The organism is Rhizobium binae (assembly GCF_017357225.1).
GTDB lineage: Bacteria > Pseudomonadota > Alphaproteobacteria > Rhizobiales > Rhizobiaceae > Rhizobium > Rhizobium binae.
The window spans coordinates 3,179,942-3,200,244 of sequence record NZ_CP071604.1 but is presented as its reverse complement, the minus strand read 5'-3'; the positions used below and the strand labels follow the sequence as shown (position 1 = coordinate 3,200,244).

The following is a 20,303-nucleotide window of genomic DNA, read 5'->3' as shown; positions in this document are numbered from 1 at the left end:
GCAATGATGAGGCTTCGATCTCGGCGCGCTCGCGACCGAATTGCGGCGGTGTGCGGCATTTGTTGCGGCTTATTCGTGGCGATGACGAAACCCGCCGATCTGTCTGATTTCAAAAGATTTAGGCGACGAAAACGCGATCGTCGCCACCGCGAAAGTGCCGGTGGTGAAAAGGGTCACAGAGCATGCCTCTCTGTCGCGGCTTTCATGGGCGGGTGATCCTGTAGACCAGCAAATCGTCTGAATCGGTAAGCTTGGTTGCGGTCCTGTCCAGATAGTCGATCACGCCCTTATGATGCTCGACGAACAGCAGGTCCTGCTTGTCTGTGGCGTTCTTGGTCACGCCGAACAGATCCGCCCCCTGCGCGCGCAGTTCCTCGAGCTGTGCGATCGCGGTGGCGTCATCGGCGACGAATTTCGACCACTCCGTATCGCCTCCGCCGGGTGGGAACACCCAGCCGCGCGCCCTGCTGTAGTAGACTGCGACGGGATCGCCGACTTCGGGCGCGATGGCGACGACGAGGTCGCCCGGTTGCCTCAGCCGTGCCAGTTCCTCGCCAAGCAGCTTGCCCTTCATCGCGATTGGTTTCTTCATGGTCCTGACGAGCGGAAGGGTCGACCAGCCGAGCGCTACGGCCACGATGCAGATCAAACGAAGCACCACCGCCGGCGTTAAAAAGGTTCTCGATGCAAGCGTTGCCAGAAGAAGCGCGCCATGGCCGCAGAATATCGCGACCGGCACATGGAAGATGTGGAAGTTCCACACATTCGCGGTGATCTCGCCCGCCGCCGTCAGATAAAGAATCAATGCGGCAGCCAGCCACACATAGGGAATGGCCGAAAGAACACGTTGCTTCGGATCTTCGGCGGGTTTGGGCGGCATCCACAATCCGACCGCGAACAGCAGCATGAAGGGATAGCCATAGAACCACAGGACGGAAGTGTTCCATGCGGATTGGAAGTAGAACCTGTCCTTGACGTATGACCAGACGCCGTAATCCCAGATATAGCCGCCGCTGCCGGCGAAATGGAACGGCGGATAGCTGCGGGCAAGATAGATCGCCCAGCTGAAATAAGCGCCGATAATGGCCAGGCTCAAAAGCCCCGACAGGAAGACTAAGCGCGCCGGTTTCCACTTCTTCTCCAGGATCCAGCAGACCATCAGGTAAAAGATGACGGCGCCGGCAGCGATGCCCGGCGGCTTTGACAGCGCGCCGAGCGAGAAGCTGGCCGTGGCGAGCGGCAGGAGCCAGTTGCTACCGCTGGCCCAGAATTTGACGAACAGCCAGATACCAAGAGTGACCAAGGCCAGCATGGCGGGATCGGGAAGAAACGAGCTGTCGATCATGATCGCCGCCGGCATCAGCGCGTAGGCGAGCGCCGCCGCATGGGCATGCCTCTCACCCCAGCACAGCGCTGTCAGCCTGTGCAGCGAGAACACCGTCACCAGCCCGAAAAGGGCTGCAACCACACGGCCGAACCAGTCGTGCCAGCCGAAGAGTTGGTAGAGCAGGGCAGTGATATAGCTGACGATCTGGAACTCGCGGCCCTGATAACCTGGTCCGGGCCCGGTCCAGCTGACCTCCGGAAAGAAGATGTTCCAACTGCGCTGCTGGAAATTGTCGGCCATCATAGCCGTGCTTGTCTCGCGCCAGCTGAAGCCGTCGACAAGCGGCAAGGTGATCTTGTGGAACCTCAAGACCACCGCGATAAGCAGAATTCCCAGCAGGATCGCCGTGTCGAGGTTGAGGTAGCTGCGAGCAGCCGTTTCCCGGTCGATCGTGTCCTGCGGGTCCTGCCGACTTTTGGACCGATTCAATTCCAGGTCGTCCGGCGCGAGACGCAGTGGCGTGGAGGGCTTGCGGGGCGGCTTTGTCATGGCGGCAGTTCATCAGCAGCGGCTTGAAAAGCAATTCATCCAAATTGAGTATTGACTCTAATCCTCTTGCATAATTGTCATCAAGCCCGGCTAGCCCTTATGGCCGAAGGATCAATAAGAATCATTGCCCCCATCACGCCTTTGCGCTTGAAATGCCGTCATACATTGGACATAGAGCTAACCGCAGAACTCCGGTCCCGGCTTTCTGCCCGTTTCAACCATTAGGACCGATATCATGGCCTTCCTTGCCGATGCTCTTTCCCGTGTGAAGCCTTCAGCCACAATCGCCGTCTCCCAGAAAGCGCGCGAGCTGAAAGCAAAAGGACGCGACGTCATCGGCCTCGGCGCCGGCGAGCCGGATTTCGATACGCCCGAGAATATCAAGAAGGCCGCCATCGACGCGATCAACCGCGGCGAGACGAAGTACACGCCGGTTTCCGGCATTCCCGAACTGCGCAAGGCGATCGCCGCCAAGTTCAAGCGCGAGAACGGTCTGGAATATTCCTGGGAGCAGACGATCGTCGGCACCGGCGGCAAGCAGATCCTGTTCAACGCCTTCATGGCGACGCTGAACCCCGGCGACGAAGTCATTGTCCCGGCGCCCTACTGGGTGTCCTATCCTGAAATGGTGGCGCTCTGCGGCGGCACGCCGGTTTTCGTTTCCGCGACCCAGGAGCACAATTTCAAGCTTCAGGCCGCCGATCTCGAAAAGGCGATCACGCCGAAGACCAAGTGGTTCATCTTCAACTCGCCGTCCAACCCGACGGGGGCTGCCTATACGCATGCCGAACTGAAAGCGCTGACCGACGTGCTGATGAAGCATCCGCATGTCTGGGTGCTGACTGACGACATGTACGAGCACCTGACCTATGGCGACTTCAAGTTCGTCACGCCTGTCGAAGTCGAGCCCAAGCTCTATGACCGCACGCTGACGATGAACGGCGTCTCCAAGGCCTATGCCATGACCGGCTGGCGTATTGGCTATGCGGCCGGCCCGATCCAGCTCATCAAGGCGATGGATATGATCCAGGGCCAGCAGACTTCAGGCGCCACCTCGATCGCCCAGTGGGCGGCCGTCGAGGCGCTGAACGGCACGCAGGACTTCATTCCCGCCAACAAGAAGATCTTCGAGGGCCGCCGCGATCTCGTCGTCTCCATGCTGAACCAGGCCAAGGGCATCGTTTGCCCGGTTCCGGAAGGCGCCTTCTACGTCTATCCGTCCTGCAAGGGCTTGATCGGCAAGACCGCACCCTCCGGCAAGGTCATCGAGTCAGATGAGGATTTCGTCTCCGAGCTTCTGGAATCGGAAGGAGTGGCCGTCGTTCACGGTTCGGCCTTCGGCCTCGGTCCGAACTTCCGCATCTCCTACGCAACGTCGGAGGATTTGCTCGAGGAAGCCTGCCGCCGTATCCAGCGCTTCTGCGCCGCCTGCAAGTAAGCCGGTTGCGATAACATCGATCGAAAGCCCGCCGGCGACGGCGGGCTTTTTGTTGGCGCGTTGACGATGCGGCTATAGGCTCACATCCTGATTGAAGACCTTGCGGAATCGATTCCGCTTTGCCGCGCAAGTCGTTGAATTCCGATTCAAATCGTGACGGGGAGCGCAGGCGGCGCGGGTGAACTCAGGTTGCGGGCGGCCGCCAAACCAACTAGATATCCCGGCATCAAGTTCAAGCTGCCGCTTTCGGAGACCGGATTTTGCAACAGAGTGCCGTCATCGTCTGTTCTGACGTTAACATGCTGCCGGCTGCCTGCTGCACCCTGCTTTCCGTCAAGCGCAATCTCGACATTCCCGGTGTGGAGTTTCTGCTTCTCGGCATCGACCTGAAGCCGAACGAGGTCACCGAGGTCGAAAATTTCGCGCGACTGCATGGCATGACAATCAATGTGCTGCCTTATGCGACGCCGGATACGGCGCGCCAGGCGCGCGGCCGTTGGTCGGCGGCCACGCTGGCGCGGCTCTATATGGATCTGCAAATTCCCAAAAATATCGAGCGCCTGCTTTACCTCGACGCCGATGTACTGGCGGTGGCGTCTGTCGATGAACTTTTCGCGCGGAACCTCCAGGGCAAGGCGCTTGCCGCGGTCGACGACTATGTCATGGCCTTCCCGGAGAAAGCCGGCGCACGGCAGCGAAAGATCGGCATGAGCGGCGGGCGCTACTTCAACGCCGGCGTATTGCTGTTCGACTGGTCGGTCTGCCGGGCGAAGGGGCTTTTTGCCAGGACCCGGGAAATCTTCGAGGAGCGCTCGCATCTGTTCGAGAACAACGACCAGGATGCGTTGAACGTCACATTCGACGGCGACTGGCTGGCGCTCGATCCGCGTTGGAACACGCAGACGGGACTGCTGCCGTTCATCGCCAGGCCGGCGATCCTCCATTTCACCGGCCGCAAGAAACCGTGGCAGGCGACCGTTCCCTGGGTGCACCGTCGGATGGCCGAGCGTTATGCTGTGGATCTCCGCAACACGCCGTGGGTCTCCTTCTGCAGACAGCCGTCGGCGGCGGGCCGAGTTGCCGGTTTCTTCTCTCATGTGGGAAAGCAGATCGGCGGGCTGACGCGGCTTGCACGGATGCGCGCCTATTTCAGCAACAGCTAGTGATACGCCGCGAGCGCATCGTCCTTGGAAAGTGCATGTGAGCCATGGAATCAATTCCGAGCGATATCAGGACTACGGCCGCCGAAGATGGCGGATTGAATCTGTTGGCACCGGAAGGGTGGAAGGCGCTGCTGTCGCGCTATTCCCATATCGTGCTTGTGGCGAATAGCGAAGCGGTCGATCTTGAGCGGCTGCGAAGCGAGTTGCCGGAGACGGCGCTCTATGTCTTCTTCAACAAGGTTTACAAGGTGCTCGACGAGCCCTTCGCCGGCCATGCGGTGCTGGTTGTCCGCAGCGGCGTGATGGGCGCCAATATCGTCCACCGGCGCGAGGTGGGCGATGTTCTGCGCTTCTTTGCCGGCGATGACTTCCTGGGTGTGATCAATATTCGCGTCTCCCCGGAGGAAAACTTCAGCGAGGAAAGCCGCTTCAAGGACGCCAAGGCCCGCCACCTCGACTTGACGCAAATGCTTGGCGATCTCTACCCGGCGGGCAGGATCGCCACCAGCGGCTTTGCGATGGCGCTCTGGCTTGCCGATCTGAAGCTGCCGGGCAAGATCCTGCTTGCCGGCTTTTCGGCCAAGAGAAGCGAGAAGTGGAAGGTCTTCGACGTGCACGATTGGACGTTCGAACAGATCTTCCTGCGACTTTTTGCCAGAATGGGCTCGATCTCGATGATGGGCGGCGTCGATGCCAGCCCCTATTCGGCGCTGGCCAAAAGGTTTCCTGACGTCCCGCCGATCGAGATCGCGATGACGGCGGCCGAAGTCTTGTCCGAACGGCTCCACAATGCCAACGGCCAGATCGACAGGCTGATGTCGGTCACCAAATCCATTCGCGCCGTTGAAAACTTCTTCCGGCGCTTCAAGCCGAAAACCCGTAAAGAGCGCTTCCTCGAAAAGTCGAAGGGATAAGCTGCTTCACCGCGTTGTTCTGTCTTCAAAGCCCCAGCGCCGTCAGCATGACGAAGGTGGAAAACAGGATGAAATGCGTCATGCCCTCGATGGCGTTGGTCTCGCCGTCGTTGAGATTGATTGCCGCGGCAATCAGCGTGATCGCGACCATCACCGTCTGCACCGGGGTCATCGCCATGATGAAGGGCTGGCCGGTGTAGAGCGCGATCGCCTCCATGACGGGTACCGTCAGGATTACCGTCGACAGCGAGGCGCCCATGGCGATGTTGACCGTCGCCTGCATGCGGTTCCTCAGTGCTGCTCTCAAGGCAGTCAGAATCTCGGGTGCGGCTGAAATCGCCGCGACGACGACCGCGGATACCGCGATCGGGACGCCGCTATCGCGCAGGCCCTCAGCCATAAAAACCGACATGAACTCCGCCAACAGGCCGATGATGACGACGCCTGCGAGGATCGTCATGATCGAGACCGCGGCCGACGCCTCGCTGCCGCGTTCGCCGTGACTTTCCTTCTTCCGCTCGGATCGCGGGTAGCTGTAACTGAAGAAATAGCTGTGCTGCCCGACCTGCATGCGCAGGAAGAGGCCGTAAAGCGCAATCATCGCGACGATGGTGAAGGCGGAATAGTAGTGCCACCTATCCCTAGGCACGAATTCCGGCACGATCATCGAAATGCCCATGGCGGTGAGGATCATCACGCCGTAGGTCTTGCCCGAATTGTCGTTATAGGGCTGCTCGCCGTGCTTGAGGCCGCCGAGAAGGGCGGCGAGGCCGAGAATGCCGTTGATGTCGAGCATCAGGGCCGAATAGATCGTGTCCCGCACCAGCGTCGGAGAACTCTCGCCAGTCATCATGATGGCGAGGATGATGACTTCGACGGCGAGCGCTGAGAGTGTCAGGATCATCGTGCCGTAGGGATCGCCGACCTTGACGGCGAGCAGTTCGGCGTGATGGGCGACGCGGATCGACGCAAGCACGATGGTGCCGACCAAGGCAGCGGCGGCAAGCAGCGCGACACCGCGTCCCATTTCGAGCACAGTATGCTCCAGGACATAGGCGATCGCCGCAACGGCAAGTGCGGCGACCAGATATTTTTCCTCTTTAAAGCGTGAAGTGATGGCCAAGTTTCAGCTCCGGTTCCGGTCCATGCCTCTTAACTAAGTCACTGATTCCGGATGGGAAGCGCGCCACGGCGCACTGCTATTTGCAGTCTTCGGCGTTTAATGGAATACTGACCGCAATCGGGGCCGGAAAGCAGATCGCGGCATCCTCGTATTCTCGTCAAGCGGTCGCGATGATCCGGATCCTGTCCGGAAGCGTGTGTATGCGCAAAAAATGAGGAGACGGATGCATGATCAAGGTGGTCTACGAAGTCGTGCCGCATGACGGCGGCTGGGCCTACAGGTTGGGAGGCGTCTATTCCGAAGCGTTTCCGAGCCATGCCGAGGCGCTTGAAGCTGCGCGTATTGTTGCGGCCGAACAGCAAGTCGGCGGCGATTCCGCCGAGATCAGCTGGCAGGATGAAAACGGCAAGTGGCATGAGGAATACGCCGAGGGCGGAGACCGGCCGGAGACGGAAGTGGTGGACGGCCTGTGGCAGGATCGCGCGGCCGGAGCCCCGCACGGCGCATGACGCTAAGCATTGCCCTTCAATGCCCGCGCAACGATCGTGTCGACAAATTGACGCTTCTGCGCGGTATAGCGATCGCCGTCCGTCCTGAACTCGGCTGCCAGTCTGCGTTTCAGCGCGGCATACTCGCTCGCCGACTTCGGATGCGCGATGAGATAATCCCGGAAAGCCAGCCTGTTTCGATGCGTGCCGTTGCCGGCCGGGCAAAGATAGACACGCTCCGCCGGTACCGAACCTCTCGATAAAAACGCCCAGACCTCGTCGTCATAGCGATTGCCGCGCGGTTCATAGCCTTCCGCTAGAAGCAACGCTGTGGCATCTGCGATATGCTCGAGGCCGGGAAGGACGATGTCGATATCGATGAGAGGCTTGGCGGTCATGCCCGGTATCGACGTGCTGCCGATATGTTCGATGCACAGCGCCTGCGGCAGCCAGGTGAGCAATCGGCTGCGGATGCGCCGAAAATCCGCCGGCCACTGCGGATCGTAAGGCACCAGTTCCACCGGATTGTGAGGTGTCATCTTTATCCTGTTAGAGCAAGTTCAGCAAAATGGTGATGCGGCTGGTGTCAGGAAGCCATGAAAAACAAAGGTATAAAGTGACGCCACATCGCGGTGGGGACCGCCGGATGCATTGAATTGTGCATGATTCCCTTCGGAAATCGATTGCGATTTGCGACTATCCGCTGAAGCATGATGCCGAAAAGTGTGAGCGGTTTTCGGACGAAATAGAACAGGATTCAGATCTTAGGCCGACCGGGCCTAAAATCATCCTGTTCTAGTCGAGTACCGATAGTAATCCTGCAGGCCGTTGACCAGCGCGTCGAAAGTGACGCGGCAGCGTGGCGACGATTTCAGGCTCTCGTGCATCGCCACCCACGTGCCGAGCGGGATGTTGAAAGCATCGGCCAGGAGGTGCACGAGGTCAGGATTCTCCCGTGCAAGCCCGATCTGGCAGAGGCCGATGCCGACGCCGGCGCGGATCGCGGCAAGCTGGGCAAGATTGCTGTCAGTCCTGTAGGCGAATTTGATGCCATCGGGCACCGGATAGCGCTTCATCACCAGGCGGACATAGGCGGTCTGCCGGTCAAAGCCGATAAGCCGATGATTGGCGAGATCTGCCACGCTTTGCGGAATGCCATATCGTTCGAGATAGCGGCGATGGGCGTGGAAGCCCAGCGGGATATCGCCGATGCGGCGCACGACGAGTGCATCCTGTTGCGGTTCGGCCATGCGCACGGCGATGTCGGCCTCGCGGTTCACCAGATCCTCGACCGCATCGGAAGCCGAAAGCTCGATCTGGAGCTCGGGATGGGCGTCCTGAAGCGGCCCGAGAATCGCAGGCAGCACTTCGACGGCGATGACCTCGCTGGCGCTGATCCTGATCGTTCCGGCGACGCGTTCGCGTTGGCTGGATGCGGTGCGCAAAAGTGCGGCCGTGGTTGCCGCCAGCGTCTCGGCATAAGGCTTCAGCGCCAGTGCCGCGTCGGTCGGCAGCAGACCGTTCGGCGATCGGGTGAAGAGCTCGGCGCCGATCGCCAGTTCCAGGGCATCGACATGGCGGCCAATGGTCGGCTGCGTCAACCCCAGCTCGCGGGCGGCGGCCGAAAGCGATCCGTGCCGGAGCACGGTGAGAAAACTGCGATAGAAATCCCAGCTAGGTTCGGAGTCCATATATTTTTGTATATTGGATGCACTCATTTCGTCAATTTCGTTTATCTGAGAGCGGAGCATATTCATTTCATGCAAACGAAGGAGAGCATGTGATGAGCAGAGAGATAGAAATGACCGCCCTTGTTCTCGGCGCGACCGGTGGGATTGGTGGCGCGGTTGCGCGAAAGCTGTTGGGGCGTGGCTGGCGGATTCGTGCGCTGAACCGTGATGCGCAACGGGCGATGGGGAAAGAGCCGGCTTTCGAATGGGTACAGGGCGATGCGATGAATGCCGGCGATGTTCTGAAGGCGGCCGAGGGCGTCGGGTTAATTGTTCATGCCGTCAATCCGCCGGGCTACCGCGACTGGGACAGGCTGGTGCTGCCGATGCTCGACAATAGCATTGCCGCTGCTCGCGCTGTCGGCGCGCGCATCGTGCTGCCCGGCAACGTCTATAATTTCGGTCCCGATGCCCTGCCGATGCCGACGGAGGAGAGCCCGCAGCATCCGGTGACCCGGAAAGGCGCCATCCGGGTCGAGATGGAAGAACGGTTGAAGGCGGCGGCGCAAGCCGGCATCGGCGTCATCATCGTCCGCGCCGGCGATTTCTTCGGTCCGGGCGCCACTGCCAACAGCTGGTTCTCCTCCGGCCTCGTGACGCCGGGCAAGCCCGTCGCCACGATCAAGAACCCTGGACGGCGGGGCGTCGGTCATCAGTGGACCTACTTGCCCGACATGGCGGAAACCATGGTGCAGTTCATCGAACGGGCTGATCGGCTGCCGTCCTTTGCGGTCTATCACATGGACGGGTTCTGGGATGCCGACGGAATGCAGATGGCAGAAGCGATCAGGCGCGTTGCCGGCGGCAAGGCGAAGATCGGGCGTTTTCCTTGGTGGATCGTGCCGCTCGCAGCGCCCTTCCTTCCCATGATGCGGGAGATCAAGGAGATGCGCTATCTGTGGAAGGTGCCGTTGCGGATGTCGAACACCAGACTGACGGCTGAACTGGGAAAAGAACCGCACACACCGATCGACGAGGCCGTCAAGGCGACGCTCGTGGCGCTCGGCTGCCTGTCCGAACCGCAGCACCGTCAGACGGTGCCTGCCCTTATCGGGCATTCTCTGGAGGATGGACGTTAAGCCACAAGTTCGGAAAGAGCGAGCCGGGCGACCGTCAGGGCCGTCTCGACCTGAGGCGTGTTTGCATCTCCGAAAAACCAGGCGGCGGAAAGGCCGGAATAGGCGGCGATCCACTGTAAAAGCCGCTTCGGCTCCAGCCTCGCTTCCATCGAGACGATGGGGAGCTGGCGGCGGAAACGGGTGAGATCGGTGATGACAGGCAGTTCCTGGTTGGCGAAAATATTGGCGAAATCAAAGCCGCGTTCGCCATGAAGGCGCTTCGGATCGATCGCCAGCCAGCCGCGCGTCTCGAAATCGAGAATATTGCCGTGGTGAATGTCGCCGTGGAGGATCGTCACATCCCGCGGGTCGGAAAGAAGGGCATTGGCGACCGTCGAGCAATCGGCAAATGTGCCGCCAACTTTATCGGCCGTCGGTGCCAGTTCTCGGAACCAGCGGGTGAGTGGTATCGGGTCGGGAAGCGGCTTTTGCCGCGGCGCGTGCAGCCTCGCGGCCGTCCGGCAGAGGATGCGGCTTGCCTCGTCGTCTTCGTCTTTCATCGCCATGGCAAGCAGCGAGCGTTTTCCGGTCGCCCGTTCCAGAAGCACGGCGTCGCCCTCATGGGCGTAGACATGGGCCGCGCCGTCGCCGTCCCACCATTGCATCAACAGCGCGCCATATCGTTCGGTTTTATCGGTCGCCACCTTCAGCATCGCGGGCCTTTCCTGCCAGAGGACCGGCAGCAGGCGGCTCGAATGCGTGAGGATCGGCTCGCCGTCTGATATGAGCGACCAGCGGTCGAGATAGGGAGCGAACATGGCGACAACCTACAAAGATGCAGCGGAAATGGAAATCCCGCCTCTCGGCGGGATTTCCCAATTCGGATCCGAAGGGCTCAGGCGACCTTCTCGACAAGGGAATAGTCGATGTAACCCTTGGCGCCGCCGCCGTAGAAGGTGGACTGGTCGGGCGTGTTGAGCGGCAAGTTCTTCGCCAGCCGTTCGACGAGGTCGGGATTGGCGATGAAGGGCTTGCCGAAGGCGACGAGATCGGCGCGGCCGCTTTCGACGGCATCGACCGCTAGGTCGCGGTCATAGCCGTTATTGACCATCCAGTTGGCTTTGCCGCCGGCCGTTTGATAGGCTTGGCGCAGCGCCTTGTAGTCAAAGGGAGGATTGTCGCCCTGCTGGTAATCACGGTCGCCGCCGGTCTGGCCTTCGATGACGTGGATATAGGCGAGGTCGTATTTGGCCAGTCCCTCGACCACATGGGTGAAGGTGGCCTGCGGATTGGAATCGTAGCTCTCGCCCGATGGAGTCACCGGCGAAATGCGGATTGCGGTGCGGCCGGCACCGATTTCCCTCACGACGGCATCCACGACTTCAAAGACGAGCCGCGTGCGGTTCTCGATCGAGCCGCCATATCGGTCGGTGCGGTCATTGACGCCGTCACGAATGAACTGGTCGAGCAGATAGCCGTTGGCGCCATGGATCTCGACACCGTCAAAGCCAGCGTCGATGGCGGCGCGGGCAGCCTTGCGGTAATCCTCGACGATCCCAGGGATTTCGGCGATTTCGAGCGCGCGCGGTTCTGAGGTATCGGCGAAGCTGCCGCTGCCGTCGGCGTTGACCAGATAGGTCTTGGCCGTGGCGACGCGATTGGTCGAGGAGACCGGCTTGCCGCCATCCGGCTGCAGGGTCGTGTGCGAAATTCGGCCGACATGCCACATCTGAACGACGATCTTGCCGCCGGCGGCGTGAACCGCGTCGGTCACACGCTTCCAGCCTTCAAGCGCTTCCTTGCTATAAAGACCGGGCACGTCGGCATAACCCTGGCCTTGATGGGTGATCGCAGTCGCCTCTGTGATGATCAGCCCTGCCGTGGCGCGCTGGCGGTAATATTCGACGTTGAGGTCGTTGGGGATCGCGCCCGGCGAGCGGTTGCGGGTGAGCGGCGCCATGACGATGCGGTTCTTGACGGTGATGTCGCCAACCTTGGTGGGTTTGAAAAGCTTGGCCATGATGGTCCTTTCTTTTGCGGGGGATCACTCAGCAGGGGCAAGGGCGGCCCGGGCCCTGGCGGAGAGATGGTCGAGCGCCGTTGCGTCCAGGCCGATCAGGGCAACCAGGGCTGCGGCGGGCATTTTACAGATCCTGTGTCAGCTGCTTGAGGAAGGCTGCGATGGTGTCCTCGTTGCGCTTGTAGAAGATCCACTGTCCCACGCGTCTGGTGGTGACGAGACCGGCGCGGTGCAGTGTCCCGAGATGGGCAGAAACCGTCGATTGCGACAGGCCGCACCGTTCGAATTGACTGGCGCAAACCCCCATTTCGAATGGATGTTCCTGCGTGAGAAAATGTTGCTCGGGATTTTTCAGCCAGCTCAGAATGGCCATCCGGGTGGGATGCGCGAGCGCCTTGATGATCTCGTCTTTGTCCATCGCGGTTTGTCGATCCATAAATCGTATTTTCTCGATATATGGATCGATGCTGGTCGATATGCAAATCACGGAGACGTGAGGTGCAGCCTGTCGCTGGGTGCGCAAAATTTGGGCAAAAAAAGAGGGCCACCGGAAAACCAGGGCCCTTATAATTGTGAAGGTCAAAAACCTCCAGAGGGGAACAGCCAATGCGGTGGTACTGGGAGAGAAACCACGAAATGCATCAGCTGAGGGGGATATGGTGCTTCCTTAGGCAGGTTTCAATGCTTTTTTGTGCATGCCTGCTATGCGCCGCACAATTTTTTTGCGATGCGGCATTTCTCGGTGAGCAAAAGCAAAAAAAGAGGGCCGCTGGAAAACCAGGGCCCTTATAATTGTGAAGGTCAAAAACCTCCAGAGGGGAACAGCCAATGCGGTGGAACTGGGAGGAAAAGCCACCATGTGCATCAGCTATGTGCGATATGGTGGTTTAATGGGCAAACGGCAACCCACATTTGTGCATGCCAGTCATGCGCTCTCTGCATAGTATGGAAATCATTCCATAAAACTGGTTCAAGATTGGCTCAAAAGTTCCAGTTTCTGGCCTTGCTGACGATGAAATCGCGGAAGGCCTTCAGCTTGGCGGCGTTCTTGATCTCGTCAGGGTAGCAGAAATAGGTGTCAAAAGAGGGGACATCGGCATTGATCGCCAGCTGAATCAGGCCGGGGTCGCGGCCGACGATGTAGTCGGGCAGGCAGGCGACGCCGATTCCGAGCAGGCAGGCGCGCTTGATCGAGGTCTGGCTGTTGATCTGCAGATGCGGGATGCGTTTGTTGTCGGACGAACGGCCGGCGACTTCGAGCCAGTTGACGTCGAGCAGGTAGCTCGGCGCCGGCTCTCCGAAGGTGATGATGCGGTGATTGTCGAGATCTTCGATCTTCTGCGGTTCGCCATGACGATTGATATAGGAGGGCGCCGCATAGACATGCATGTGCACGGTGAAGAGTTTGCGCTGGATGAGGTCGGATTGCTGCGGCTGACGCAGGCGGATTGCGCAGTCGGCATGGCGCATGTTCACATCCACTTCCTCGTTGTCGAGGATGAGCTGGATCTGCACATCGGGATAAAGCTGCAGGAATTCCTGGATCTTGTCGGTCAGCCAGCCCTGGCCGAGGCCGACAGTCGTCGTCACACGCAGCTTTCCGGACGGCGTCTCGGTCGTCTCGGTGAGCTGCATCTTCACGGTTTCGAGCTTCAGCAGCACGTCATGGGCGGTGCGGTACAGTAGTTCGCCCTGTTCCGTCAGGATCAGGCCGCGCGCATGGCGGTGAAACAGCTTGGTGCCGACATCCTGCTCCAGCGCGCTCACCTGGCGGCTGATGGCGGATTGAGACAGATGCAGTTTATCCGCCGCATGCGTGAATGAACCCGCCTCGGCAGCTGCGTGGAAAATACGCAGCTTGTCCCAATCCAGTGGCATTCCCCCGCCTCTCATGCCGATCTTACTCCGCGGCCACGGCGACGGGCATGTGGCCCGTCAGATATCGCTCGGCTTCGAGAGCTGCCATGCACCCCATGCCGGCGGCGGTGACGGCCTGACGGAACGTGTCGTCGGTCACGTCGCCGGCGGCGTAGACACCCTCGAGGCTGGTCGCGGTCGAATCCGGCGCGGTCCAGAGGTAGCCGTTACCCTTCAGCTTCAGCTTGTCCTTGAAGAGCTCGGTTGCCGGCGCGTGACCGATGGCGACGAAGACGCCGTCGATCGCCATCTCGGTGATCGCGCCGGTTCTGACGTCCCGCAGGCGGGCGCCGGAGACGGATTGCGGCATCGGGGGCTTGGCCGGCATGCCGGTTATTTCGGCCACTTCGGTATTCCATAGCACCTTGACGTTTTCCTTGGCGAACAGGCGTTCCTGCAGGATTTTCTCGGCGCGGAAGGTATCGCGGCGATGGACGAGAGTGACCGACTTGGCAATATTGGAGAGGTAGAGCGCCTCTTCGACGGCGCTGTTGCCGCCGCCGACGACGATCACATCCTTGTTGCGGTAGAAGAAGCCGTCGCAGGTGGCACAGGCCGAAACACCGAAGCCCTGGAAATGCTGTTCGCTTTCGATGCCGAGCCACTTGGCTTTCGCGCCGGTGGCGATGATCAGCGTATCGGCGGTCCAGACCTGGCCGCTGTCGGTGCAGGCGACGAAGGGACGCTGGTTCAGATCGACCTCGGTCACGAGGTCGTTGACGATCTCGGCGCCGACATGTTTTGCCTGCTGCAGCATCTGGTCCATCAGCCAGGGACCCTGGATCGGATCGGCGAAGCCCGGATAGTTCTCGACATCGGTGGTAATCATCAGCTGACCGCCCTGTTCGAGACCGGCGATCAGCACCGGTTTCAGCATGGCGCGCGCGGCATAGACCGCCGCGGTATAGCCCGCGGGTCCGGAACCGATGATGAGCACCTTGGTGTGGCGGGCGGGCATGTCATTTCCTTTCGACTGGCAGGAGGGCGGCGGCTAAATAGCGAATGCGGCCGTTTCGCGGTCCATGCGCCATTTATGAACGACCAATGCTTTTATTCAAGGGCAGCCTTGCGTTACCAACAAGGCAAATTACCCTGTTGTGCAAGAATCGGTCATCAGCGTGAAACTTTCTTGCGTATTCCGCCGCTTTATATAGAAGCTCGCCGCGGAGAATTAAAGAAAGGCCATGATGTGGGTCGCACCGAACTCGACGTCATCGACATAAAGATCCTCCGCGAGCTGCAGGCCGACGGCCGCATGACCAATGTCGAGCTCGCCGATCGCGTCGGCATTTCGGCGCCGCCCTGCCTGCGCCGGGTGCGCAAGCTGGAGGAAGCCGGCATCATCGAAGGCTATCACGCCATGCTGAACAGCCCGAAGCTCGGCTTCGATCTGGTCGCCTTCTGCATGGTCGGGCTCAAGCATCAGTCGGAAGGCAATCTCAAGGCTTTCGCTGCCGCCACCACCGAATGGCCGCTGGTGCGCCAGGCATGGATGGTTTCGGGCGACAGCGATTTCCTGCTGCATTGCGTAGCGGAAAATCTGACCCACTTCCAGGACTTCGTCATCGAGGTGCTGACGGCGAACGAACATGTCGATACCGTGCGCACCATGTTGACGATCCGCCAGGTGAAGAAGCTCGGGCTGGTGGAAGTCTGAGCTATTTACGCGAGGCATAACCGCCGCGGTTGATGCTGTGGCGCTGGAGCTTGTCGTAAAACGTCTTTCTCGGAATGCCGAGCGCCTCGATGGTGCGGCGCACGTCGCCGTCGTTGCTGGCGAGTGCGTCGCGGATGATTTCCGCCTCGTAGCGTTCCAGCCGCTCAGGCAGCGTGCCGCCGGTCGGCTGCGGGGGAGGGGATGGGGCTGCGCCGCCTTCGACGCCCAACACCACGCGTTCGGCATAATGGGAGAGTTCGCGTACGTTGCCGGGCCATGAATGGGTGGCAAGGTGGTGGCGAACCGCCTCCGAAAGCGGCGGCACATCGCGGCGGAAGCGCTCGGCGGCGCGGGCGGAAAAGTGGGAAAACAGCAGCGGAATATCGTCGCGGCGTTCCCTCAGCGGCGGAATCGAAATCGTCACGACATTCAGCCGGTAATAGAGGTCCTCACGAAAATCGCCGCGCACCTCGGGGTCGCCAAGGTCGATCTTGGCGGCCGCGACGACGCGCAGATCGACCGGGCGTACCTCGTTGGTGCCGAGCGGGGTGATCTCGCGCATCTCCAGCACCCTCAGCATCTTGACCTGCGTGGCGACAGGCATGCTTTCGATCTCGTCGAGGAAAAGCGTCCCGCCGCTTGCATGTTCGATGCGGCCGGTGCGGCGCTTCTGAGCGCCGGTAAAGGCGCCGGCCTCGTGGCCGAACAGCTCGCTTTCGATGACGGTTTCAGGCAGCGCCCCGCAGTTCAGCGCCACGAAATTGCCCTTCCGGCGGTGGCTCCACTGATGCAGGATCTGGGCGACGACTTCCTTGCCGCTGCCGGTTTCGCCGGCGATCAGCACGTCGACATCGGTATCGGCGATGTGACGCAGAATTTTCCTCAGGTTTTCCATGGCAGGCGTCTGGCCGATCAGTGGCAAAGTCTCCTGCGCATCTTCGGCGGCCCGGCGCAGCACGCGGTTTTCCAGAACAAGCTGCCGCTTCTCGCCTGCGCGGCGTACGCTGTGCACGAGCCGATCGGCAGCGAAGGGTTTGGCGATGAAATCATATGCGCCGTCCTGGATGGCCTGAACGGCCATCGGAATATCGCCGTGGCCGGTCATCAATATCACCGGCAGGTCGCCGTCCATGCCCTTCAGCGTGGCGAACAGCTGCAGCCCGTCGATCTCGGGCATGCGGATATCGGTGACAACGGGGCCGGCAAAATCGGCCGTTAGTTCCGCCAGCGCGGCCTTCGCGCCGTCATAGGCCGAGACGGAGAAGCCGGCGAGTTCGAGGGTCTGGGCTGTGGCACGGCGCAGATCCCTGTCGTCATCGATCAGCGCAACGGGCATCGGTGTGGCCATGATCAAGCCTTCCTCAGATGAACGATGAACCTTGTCCCACTGCCGTCGCTCTCTACCTCCATCCGGCCGCCGTAATCGCCGACGATATCCTTGGAGATAACGAGTCCAAGGCCGAGACCTTTTTCCTTCGAGGTGTTGAAGGGCGTGAACAGGCCCTTGCGGATATCGGGCGAAATGCCGGGGCCGTTGTCGGCGACCGTCAGCGTCACCATCTCCTGGTCATTCGATGTCCTGACCTCGACGCGCGCCTCGTCGGCTTTCGGGGCCACGGCCTCCAGCGCATTCTGAAGCAGGTTGATCAGCACCTGCTCGAGACGGATCCTGCTGCCCATGACCTGCAGTTCGGCCGGCGGCAGCTTGATGTCGAGCGTATCCATGCGGCCGGCAAAGCGGCTGCGCAGCAGCATCACTGCGCCCTCGATGACGTCCCTCAGGCCTGTCGGTTCGGCGCTGCCGCGGCCCTTGCGGGCGAAGCTCTTCAGCTCCTCGGTGATCGAGCCGATGCGCTCCGTCAGAGCGGCGATGTTCCGAAGATTTTCACCGGCGGGCGCCGTCTGGCCGCGGTCGAGGAAGGTGCGGGCATTGTCCGCATAGGCGCGGATGGTCGCCACCGGCTGGTTGATCTCATGGGCGACGCCGGCGGCCACCTGGCCCAGGATTGCCAGCCGGTTGGCCTGCACCAGATCCTGCTGTACGGCCTGCAGCTTCTGCTCGGTGCTGCGGTGACCGGCGATCTCGGCCTGCAGCCGATCCCGCGCCTGGCTGAGATCAAGCGTCCGCTCGGCCACGCGCCGTTCCAGTTCTTCGCGCGCCTGCTGCTCCCTGAAGATTCGGAGGGTGGTCGTCTGGCGGCGGCGCAAGAGGAAGGCTGCACCCGCCAGGAGCGGCAAAAGCAAGAGCACCGCCAGCATGCGCGTTTCGCGGACCGCGGCATCGACGGACGGCCCCAATGCAACAAGATGCTGCAGATGCCAGCCGGTCGCAGGGATCGGCATCCCCACATCGAGGAAGCTGGTTTTTCCGGCGCCGCCGGGCGTAACGATCTCGACGACATCAAGCCTGTCGCCAAGGTGCCTGACGGTATCGAGCGGCAGCGGTTGAAGCGGTGCGTCGCCGAATTGAAGGCTCTCGCGGATCGCGGTCAGCCGATCCTCGGCGATACGGCCGATCGTCATGAACCGCCAGGAGGGAATGCTGGTGATGAGGATGATGCCGCGATCGTCGATGACGTAGGACGGGGCGCCCGAGCCATTCCAATCCGCCTCGATATCGTCGAATTCGACCTTGACGACGACAACGCCCAGGAGACCGTCACCGCCTGATATCCGCTCGGAAATATATAGGCCGGGCTTCTTGCTGACGGTGCCGAGCGCGAAATGCTCGGCCTGCCCTCGAGCGACAGCGCCCTGAAAATACTCGCGGAAGCGATAGTCGTTGCCGACGAAGCTCGTCGGTTCGCGCCAGTTGCTGGCTGAAACCGCGATTCCGCCCTTGTCGATGACATAGATGACGGCGGCCTTCGTGCCGGCGGCCAGTGTCTCGAGCTTCCGGTTCAACTGCTGAAACGTGCCGGCGTCGCGTCCAGCCAGGGCGGCGGCGAGCGCGGCATCTTGCGACAGCACGAAGGGCAGCGCCCGGTATTTTTCGAGGACGGTGCGCAGCAGCGCCACGTTCATCCTCGCATCGGTGCGGGCTTGTTCCTCCAGGGCAGCCTCCGCCCGGCGCCGGCCGACCTCGCCACCCGCCAAGAGACCTGCGGCGACGACTGAGAGCGCAATCACCGCATAGGCCCACCACATCCGGCGAATGCGGTGGTGCAAGGGCAGGGAGGGCCAAAGCCTTTGCGAGATTGACAAGGACATGGCGGATTTGTGCATTTTTCCGCACGCGACGCAAATGGATTTGTGTGGGTTTTCGCATTGCTTGGATGGGCCGCTGGCCTGTCAGAAGATTTTTCTGACATAAACACAACGGTTTAGGCGGATGGCACGAAACTGGCACGGCGATTGCGAAGATCAGTGCAACAACGGCTGAGCTGTTGGATTGAAGCGAACGGCTCGGGAGGCCGGAGTTCGTTCCGGACGAGCCTTTAGGAGGACATCATGATCGCAGCACCACTCGATGCAGTCGCGGACAGCAAGGGTAGAAAGCCCTTTTATTCCCATCTCTACGTCCAGGTTCTCGCCGCTATCGCTGCGGGTATCATTCTCGGTCATTTCTATCCCGACCTCGGCACCCAACTGAAGCCGCTCGGCGACGCCTTCATCAAGCTCGTCAAGATGGTGATCGCTCCGGTCATCTTCCTGACGGTGGCCACCGGCATTGCCGGCATGAGCGACCTGAAGAAGGTCGGCCGCGTCGCCGGCAAGGCGATGCTCTACTTCCTGACCTTCTCGACGCTGGCGCTCGTCATCGGCATGATCGTCGCCAACGTCGTCCAGCCCGGCGCCGGCATGAACATCGATCCGGCATCGCTCGACCCGAAGGCCGTCGCCACTTTTGCCGATAAGGCGCATGAGCAGAGCATCGTCGGCTTCCTGACGAATATCATCCCGTCGACGATCGTCGGCGCCTTTGCCGATGGCGATATTCTGCAGGTGCTGTTCTTCTCGGTGCTCTTCGGCATCGCGCTGGCCATGGTCGGCGAAAAGGGCGAGCAGGTCGTCAATTTCCTCAACGCCCTGACGGCCCCCGTCTTCAAGCTCGTTGCCATCCTGATGAAGGCCGCCCCGATCGGCGCCTTCGGCGCCATGGCGTTCACGATCGGCAAGTACGGCGTCGGATCGATCGCCAACCTCGCCATGCTGATCGGCACCTTCTACCTCACCTCGCTGCTCTTCGTTTTCATCGTACTCGGCGCGGTCGCCCGCTACAACGGCTTCTCGATCGTGGCGCTGCTGCGCTACATCAAGGAAGAACTGCTGCTGGTGCTCGGCACGTCGTCCTCTGAAGCCGCACTTCCGGGCCTGATGAACAAGATGGAAAAGGCCGGCTGCAAGCGCTCGGTCGTCGGCCTCGTCATTCCCACAGGCTATTCCTTCAATCTCGACGGCACCAATATCTACATGACGCTGGCAGCCCTCTTCATCGCCCAGGCAACCGGCATCAATCTTTCCTGGGGTGACCAGATCCTGCTGCTGCTGGTAGCGATGCTGAGCTCCAAGGGTGCTGCGGGCATCACCGGCGCCGGCTTCATCACCCTTGCGGCCACCCTCTCCGTCGTGCCCTCCGTGCCGGTCGCCGGCATGGCGCTCATCCTCGGCATCGACCGCTTCATGTCGGAGTGCCGGGCACTGACCAACCTCGTCGGCAATGCGGTGGCGACGATCGTCGTGGCACGCTGGGAAAACGAGCTGGACACGGCGCAGCTCGCAGCGGCGCTCGGCGGACAGACGGAAGAGACGGCTCCGGCGGCTGGGCTGCAACCAGCTGAATAAACCCGCCCGACTGTTGGTAATCTTTGCAGCGGCCCGTTATCCGACGGGCCGTTCGCTTATTGAGAGTTTGTTCTCTACTCGTCGTCATCCTCGGCCTGTGCCGAGGATCTGCTGCCCTATCGACCCGAGGCAGA

The 20,303-nt window shown here is 61.0% G+C and carries 18 protein-coding genes; 7 read left to right on the top strand and 11 right to left on the bottom strand.

Features of this window, described 5'->3' with window-relative positions:
- Positions 1–202 precede the first annotated feature (202 nt).
- Complete coding sequence (locus J2J99_RS15730; RefSeq protein ID WP_168297532.1) at positions 203–1,876, bottom strand: ArnT family glycosyltransferase; 1,674 nt, start codon at positions 1,874–1,876, stop codon at positions 203–205.
- Between the two features lie 235 nt (positions 1,877–2,111).
- On the opposite strand from J2J99_RS15730, the gene J2J99_RS15725 reads away from it, so the two are divergent.
- The 3 genes from J2J99_RS15725 to J2J99_RS15715 all read left to right on the top strand — a co-directional run bounded on the left by J2J99_RS15725 (position 2,112) and on the right by J2J99_RS15715 (position 5,391).
- Positions 2,112–3,314 (top strand): pyridoxal phosphate-dependent aminotransferase, encoded by a 1,203-nt coding sequence (locus J2J99_RS15725; RefSeq protein ID WP_168297531.1) that lies wholly within the window; start codon positions 2,112–2,114, stop codon positions 3,312–3,314.
- 260 nt (positions 3,315–3,574) lie between these two features.
- Entirely contained in the window at positions 3,575–4,477 is a 903-nt protein-coding gene (locus J2J99_RS15720; RefSeq protein ID WP_168297530.1) for a glycosyltransferase family 8 protein, read from the top strand.
- 44 nt (positions 4,478–4,521) lie between these two features.
- The gene (locus tag J2J99_RS15715) at positions 4,522–5,391 is read left to right on the top strand and encodes a 3-deoxy-manno-octulosonate cytidylyltransferase (protein WP_168297529.1); all 870 of its coding nucleotides are present in this window, start codon (positions 4,522–4,524) and stop codon (positions 5,389–5,391) included.
- Between the two features lie 25 nt (positions 5,392–5,416).
- Here the strand turns inward: J2J99_RS15715 and J2J99_RS15710 are convergent, their stop codons facing one another.
- Positions 5,417–6,514: a calcium:cation antiporter gene (locus J2J99_RS15710; RefSeq protein ID WP_168297528.1), complete on the bottom strand. Its 1,098-nt coding sequence runs from the start codon at positions 6,512–6,514 to the stop codon at positions 5,417–5,419.
- Between the two features lie 227 nt (positions 6,515–6,741).
- Between J2J99_RS15710 and J2J99_RS15705 the strand changes: the two genes are divergently transcribed.
- Positions 6,742–7,023 (top strand): DUF2188 domain-containing protein, encoded by a 282-nt coding sequence (locus J2J99_RS15705; protein ID WP_004671042.1) that lies wholly within the window; start codon positions 6,742–6,744, stop codon positions 7,021–7,023.
- Between the two features lie 2 nt (positions 7,024–7,025).
- Here J2J99_RS15705 and J2J99_RS15700 read toward each other — a convergent pair whose 3' ends face one another.
- Both J2J99_RS15700 and J2J99_RS15695 read right to left on the bottom strand, forming a co-directional pair.
- On the bottom strand, positions 7,026–7,541 hold the full coding sequence (locus J2J99_RS15700) for a GrpB family protein (protein WP_168297527.1): 516 nt from the start codon (positions 7,539–7,541) through the stop codon (positions 7,026–7,028).
- Between the two features lie 246 nt (positions 7,542–7,787).
- Complete coding sequence (locus J2J99_RS15695) at positions 7,788–8,693, bottom strand: LysR family transcriptional regulator (protein ID WP_168297526.1); 906 nt, start codon at positions 8,691–8,693, stop codon at positions 7,788–7,790.
- A 92-nt stretch (positions 8,694–8,785) separates the two neighbouring features.
- Here J2J99_RS15695 and J2J99_RS15690 point away from each other — a divergent pair, with 92 nt between their 5' ends.
- The gene (locus J2J99_RS15690) at positions 8,786–9,811 is read left to right on the top strand and encodes an NAD-dependent epimerase/dehydratase family protein (protein WP_168297525.1); all 1,026 of its coding nucleotides are present in this window, start codon (positions 8,786–8,788) and stop codon (positions 9,809–9,811) included.
- On the opposite strand, the gene J2J99_RS15685 is transcribed toward J2J99_RS15690, so the two are convergent.
- From J2J99_RS15685 to trxB, 5 genes are all read right to left on the bottom strand, one after another.
- The gene (locus J2J99_RS15685) at positions 9,808–10,608 is read right to left on the bottom strand and encodes an aminoglycoside phosphotransferase family protein (RefSeq protein WP_168297524.1); all 801 of its coding nucleotides are present in this window, start codon (positions 10,606–10,608) and stop codon (positions 9,808–9,810) included. The genes J2J99_RS15690 and J2J99_RS15685 overlap by 4 nt on opposite strands.
- Before the next feature lie 77 nt (positions 10,609–10,685).
- On the bottom strand, positions 10,686–11,810 hold the full coding sequence (locus J2J99_RS15680) for an alkene reductase (protein WP_168297523.1): 1,125 nt from the start codon (positions 11,808–11,810) through the stop codon (positions 10,686–10,688).
- A gap of 124 nt (positions 11,811–11,934) precedes the next feature.
- Positions 11,935–12,228: an ArsR/SmtB family transcription factor gene (locus J2J99_RS15675; RefSeq protein ID WP_168297604.1), complete on the bottom strand. Its 294-nt coding sequence runs from the start codon at positions 12,226–12,228 to the stop codon at positions 11,935–11,937.
- Positions 12,229–12,791: 563 nt separating this feature from the next.
- Complete coding sequence (locus J2J99_RS15670) at positions 12,792–13,688, bottom strand: LysR family transcriptional regulator VtlR (RefSeq protein WP_004671024.1); 897 nt, start codon at positions 13,686–13,688, stop codon at positions 12,792–12,794.
- Positions 13,689–13,710: 22 nt separating this feature from the next.
- Complete coding sequence (gene trxB, locus J2J99_RS15665) at positions 13,711–14,685, bottom strand: thioredoxin-disulfide reductase (protein WP_168297522.1); 975 nt, start codon at positions 14,683–14,685, stop codon at positions 13,711–13,713.
- 231 nt (positions 14,686–14,916) lie between these two features.
- On the opposite strand from trxB, the gene J2J99_RS15660 reads away from it, so the two are divergent.
- A complete protein-coding gene (locus J2J99_RS15660; protein ID WP_009992419.1) occupies positions 14,917–15,384 on the top strand; it encodes an Lrp/AsnC family transcriptional regulator in 468 nt (155 codons plus the stop codon).
- 1 nt (position 15,385) lies between these two features.
- Here the strand turns inward: J2J99_RS15660 and J2J99_RS15655 are convergent, their stop codons facing one another.
- Together J2J99_RS15655 and J2J99_RS15650 are read right to left on the bottom strand one after the other, a co-directional pair.
- On the bottom strand, positions 15,386–16,732 hold the full coding sequence (locus J2J99_RS15655; RefSeq protein ID WP_168297521.1) for a sigma-54-dependent transcriptional regulator: 1,347 nt from the start codon (positions 16,730–16,732) through the stop codon (positions 15,386–15,388).
- 2 nt (positions 16,733–16,734) lie between these two features.
- Positions 16,735–18,609, bottom strand: a complete 1,875-nt coding sequence (locus J2J99_RS15650; RefSeq protein ID WP_168297520.1) for a sensor histidine kinase — start codon at positions 18,607–18,609, stop codon at positions 16,735–16,737.
- A gap of 225 nt (positions 18,610–18,834) precedes the next feature.
- Here J2J99_RS15650 and J2J99_RS15645 point away from each other — a divergent pair, with 225 nt between their 5' ends.
- The gene (locus J2J99_RS15645; RefSeq protein WP_168297519.1) at positions 18,835–20,169 is read left to right on the top strand and encodes a dicarboxylate/amino acid:cation symporter; all 1,335 of its coding nucleotides are present in this window, start codon (positions 18,835–18,837) and stop codon (positions 20,167–20,169) included.
- Positions 20,170–20,303: the final 134 nt, after the last annotated feature.

Bases quoted from the DNA above. Each gene is read 5' to 3' on its own strand.
- J2J99_RS15645 (WP_168297519.1), top strand. From the start codon at position 18,835: ATGATCGCAGCACCACTCGATGCAGTCGCGGACAGCAAGGGTAGAAAG.
- J2J99_RS15705 (WP_004671042.1), top strand. From the start codon at position 6,742: ATGATCAAGGTGGTCTACGAAGTCGTGCCGCATGACGGCGGCTGGGCC.
- J2J99_RS15690 (WP_168297525.1), top strand. From the start codon at position 8,786: ATGAGCAGAGAGATAGAAATGACCGCCCTTGTTCTCGGCGCGACCGGT.
- J2J99_RS15680 (WP_168297523.1), bottom strand. From the start codon at position 11,810: ATGGCCAAGCTTTTCAAACCCACCAAGGTTGGCGACATCACCGTCAAG.
- J2J99_RS15670 (WP_004671024.1), bottom strand. From the start codon at position 13,688: ATGCCACTGGATTGGGACAAGCTGCGTATTTTCCACGCAGCTGCCGAG.
- J2J99_RS15725 (WP_168297531.1), top strand. From the start codon at position 2,112: ATGGCCTTCCTTGCCGATGCTCTTTCCCGTGTGAAGCCTTCAGCCACA.
- trxB (WP_168297522.1), bottom strand. From the start codon at position 14,685: ATGCCCGCCCGCCACACCAAGGTGCTCATCATCGGTTCCGGACCCGCG.
- J2J99_RS15685 (WP_168297524.1), bottom strand. From the start codon at position 10,608: ATGTTCGCTCCCTATCTCGACCGCTGGTCGCTCATATCAGACGGCGAG.
- J2J99_RS15675 (WP_168297604.1), bottom strand. From the start codon at position 12,228: ATGGACAAAGACGAGATCATCAAGGCGCTCGCGCATCCCACCCGGATG.
- J2J99_RS15700 (WP_168297527.1), bottom strand. From the start codon at position 7,541: ATGACACCTCACAATCCGGTGGAACTGGTGCCTTACGATCCGCAGTGG.
- J2J99_RS15655 (WP_168297521.1), bottom strand. From the start codon at position 16,732: ATGGCCACACCGATGCCCGTTGCGCTGATCGATGACGACAGGGATCTG.
- J2J99_RS15695 (WP_168297526.1), bottom strand. From the start codon at position 8,693: ATGGACTCCGAACCTAGCTGGGATTTCTATCGCAGTTTTCTCACCGTG.
- J2J99_RS15650 (WP_168297520.1), bottom strand. From the start codon at position 18,609: ATGCACAAATCCGCCATGTCCTTGTCAATCTCGCAAAGGCTTTGGCCC.
- J2J99_RS15715 (WP_168297529.1), top strand. From the start codon at position 4,522: ATGGAATCAATTCCGAGCGATATCAGGACTACGGCCGCCGAAGATGGC.
- J2J99_RS15730 (WP_168297532.1), bottom strand. From the start codon at position 1,876: ATGACAAAGCCGCCCCGCAAGCCCTCCACGCCACTGCGTCTCGCGCCG.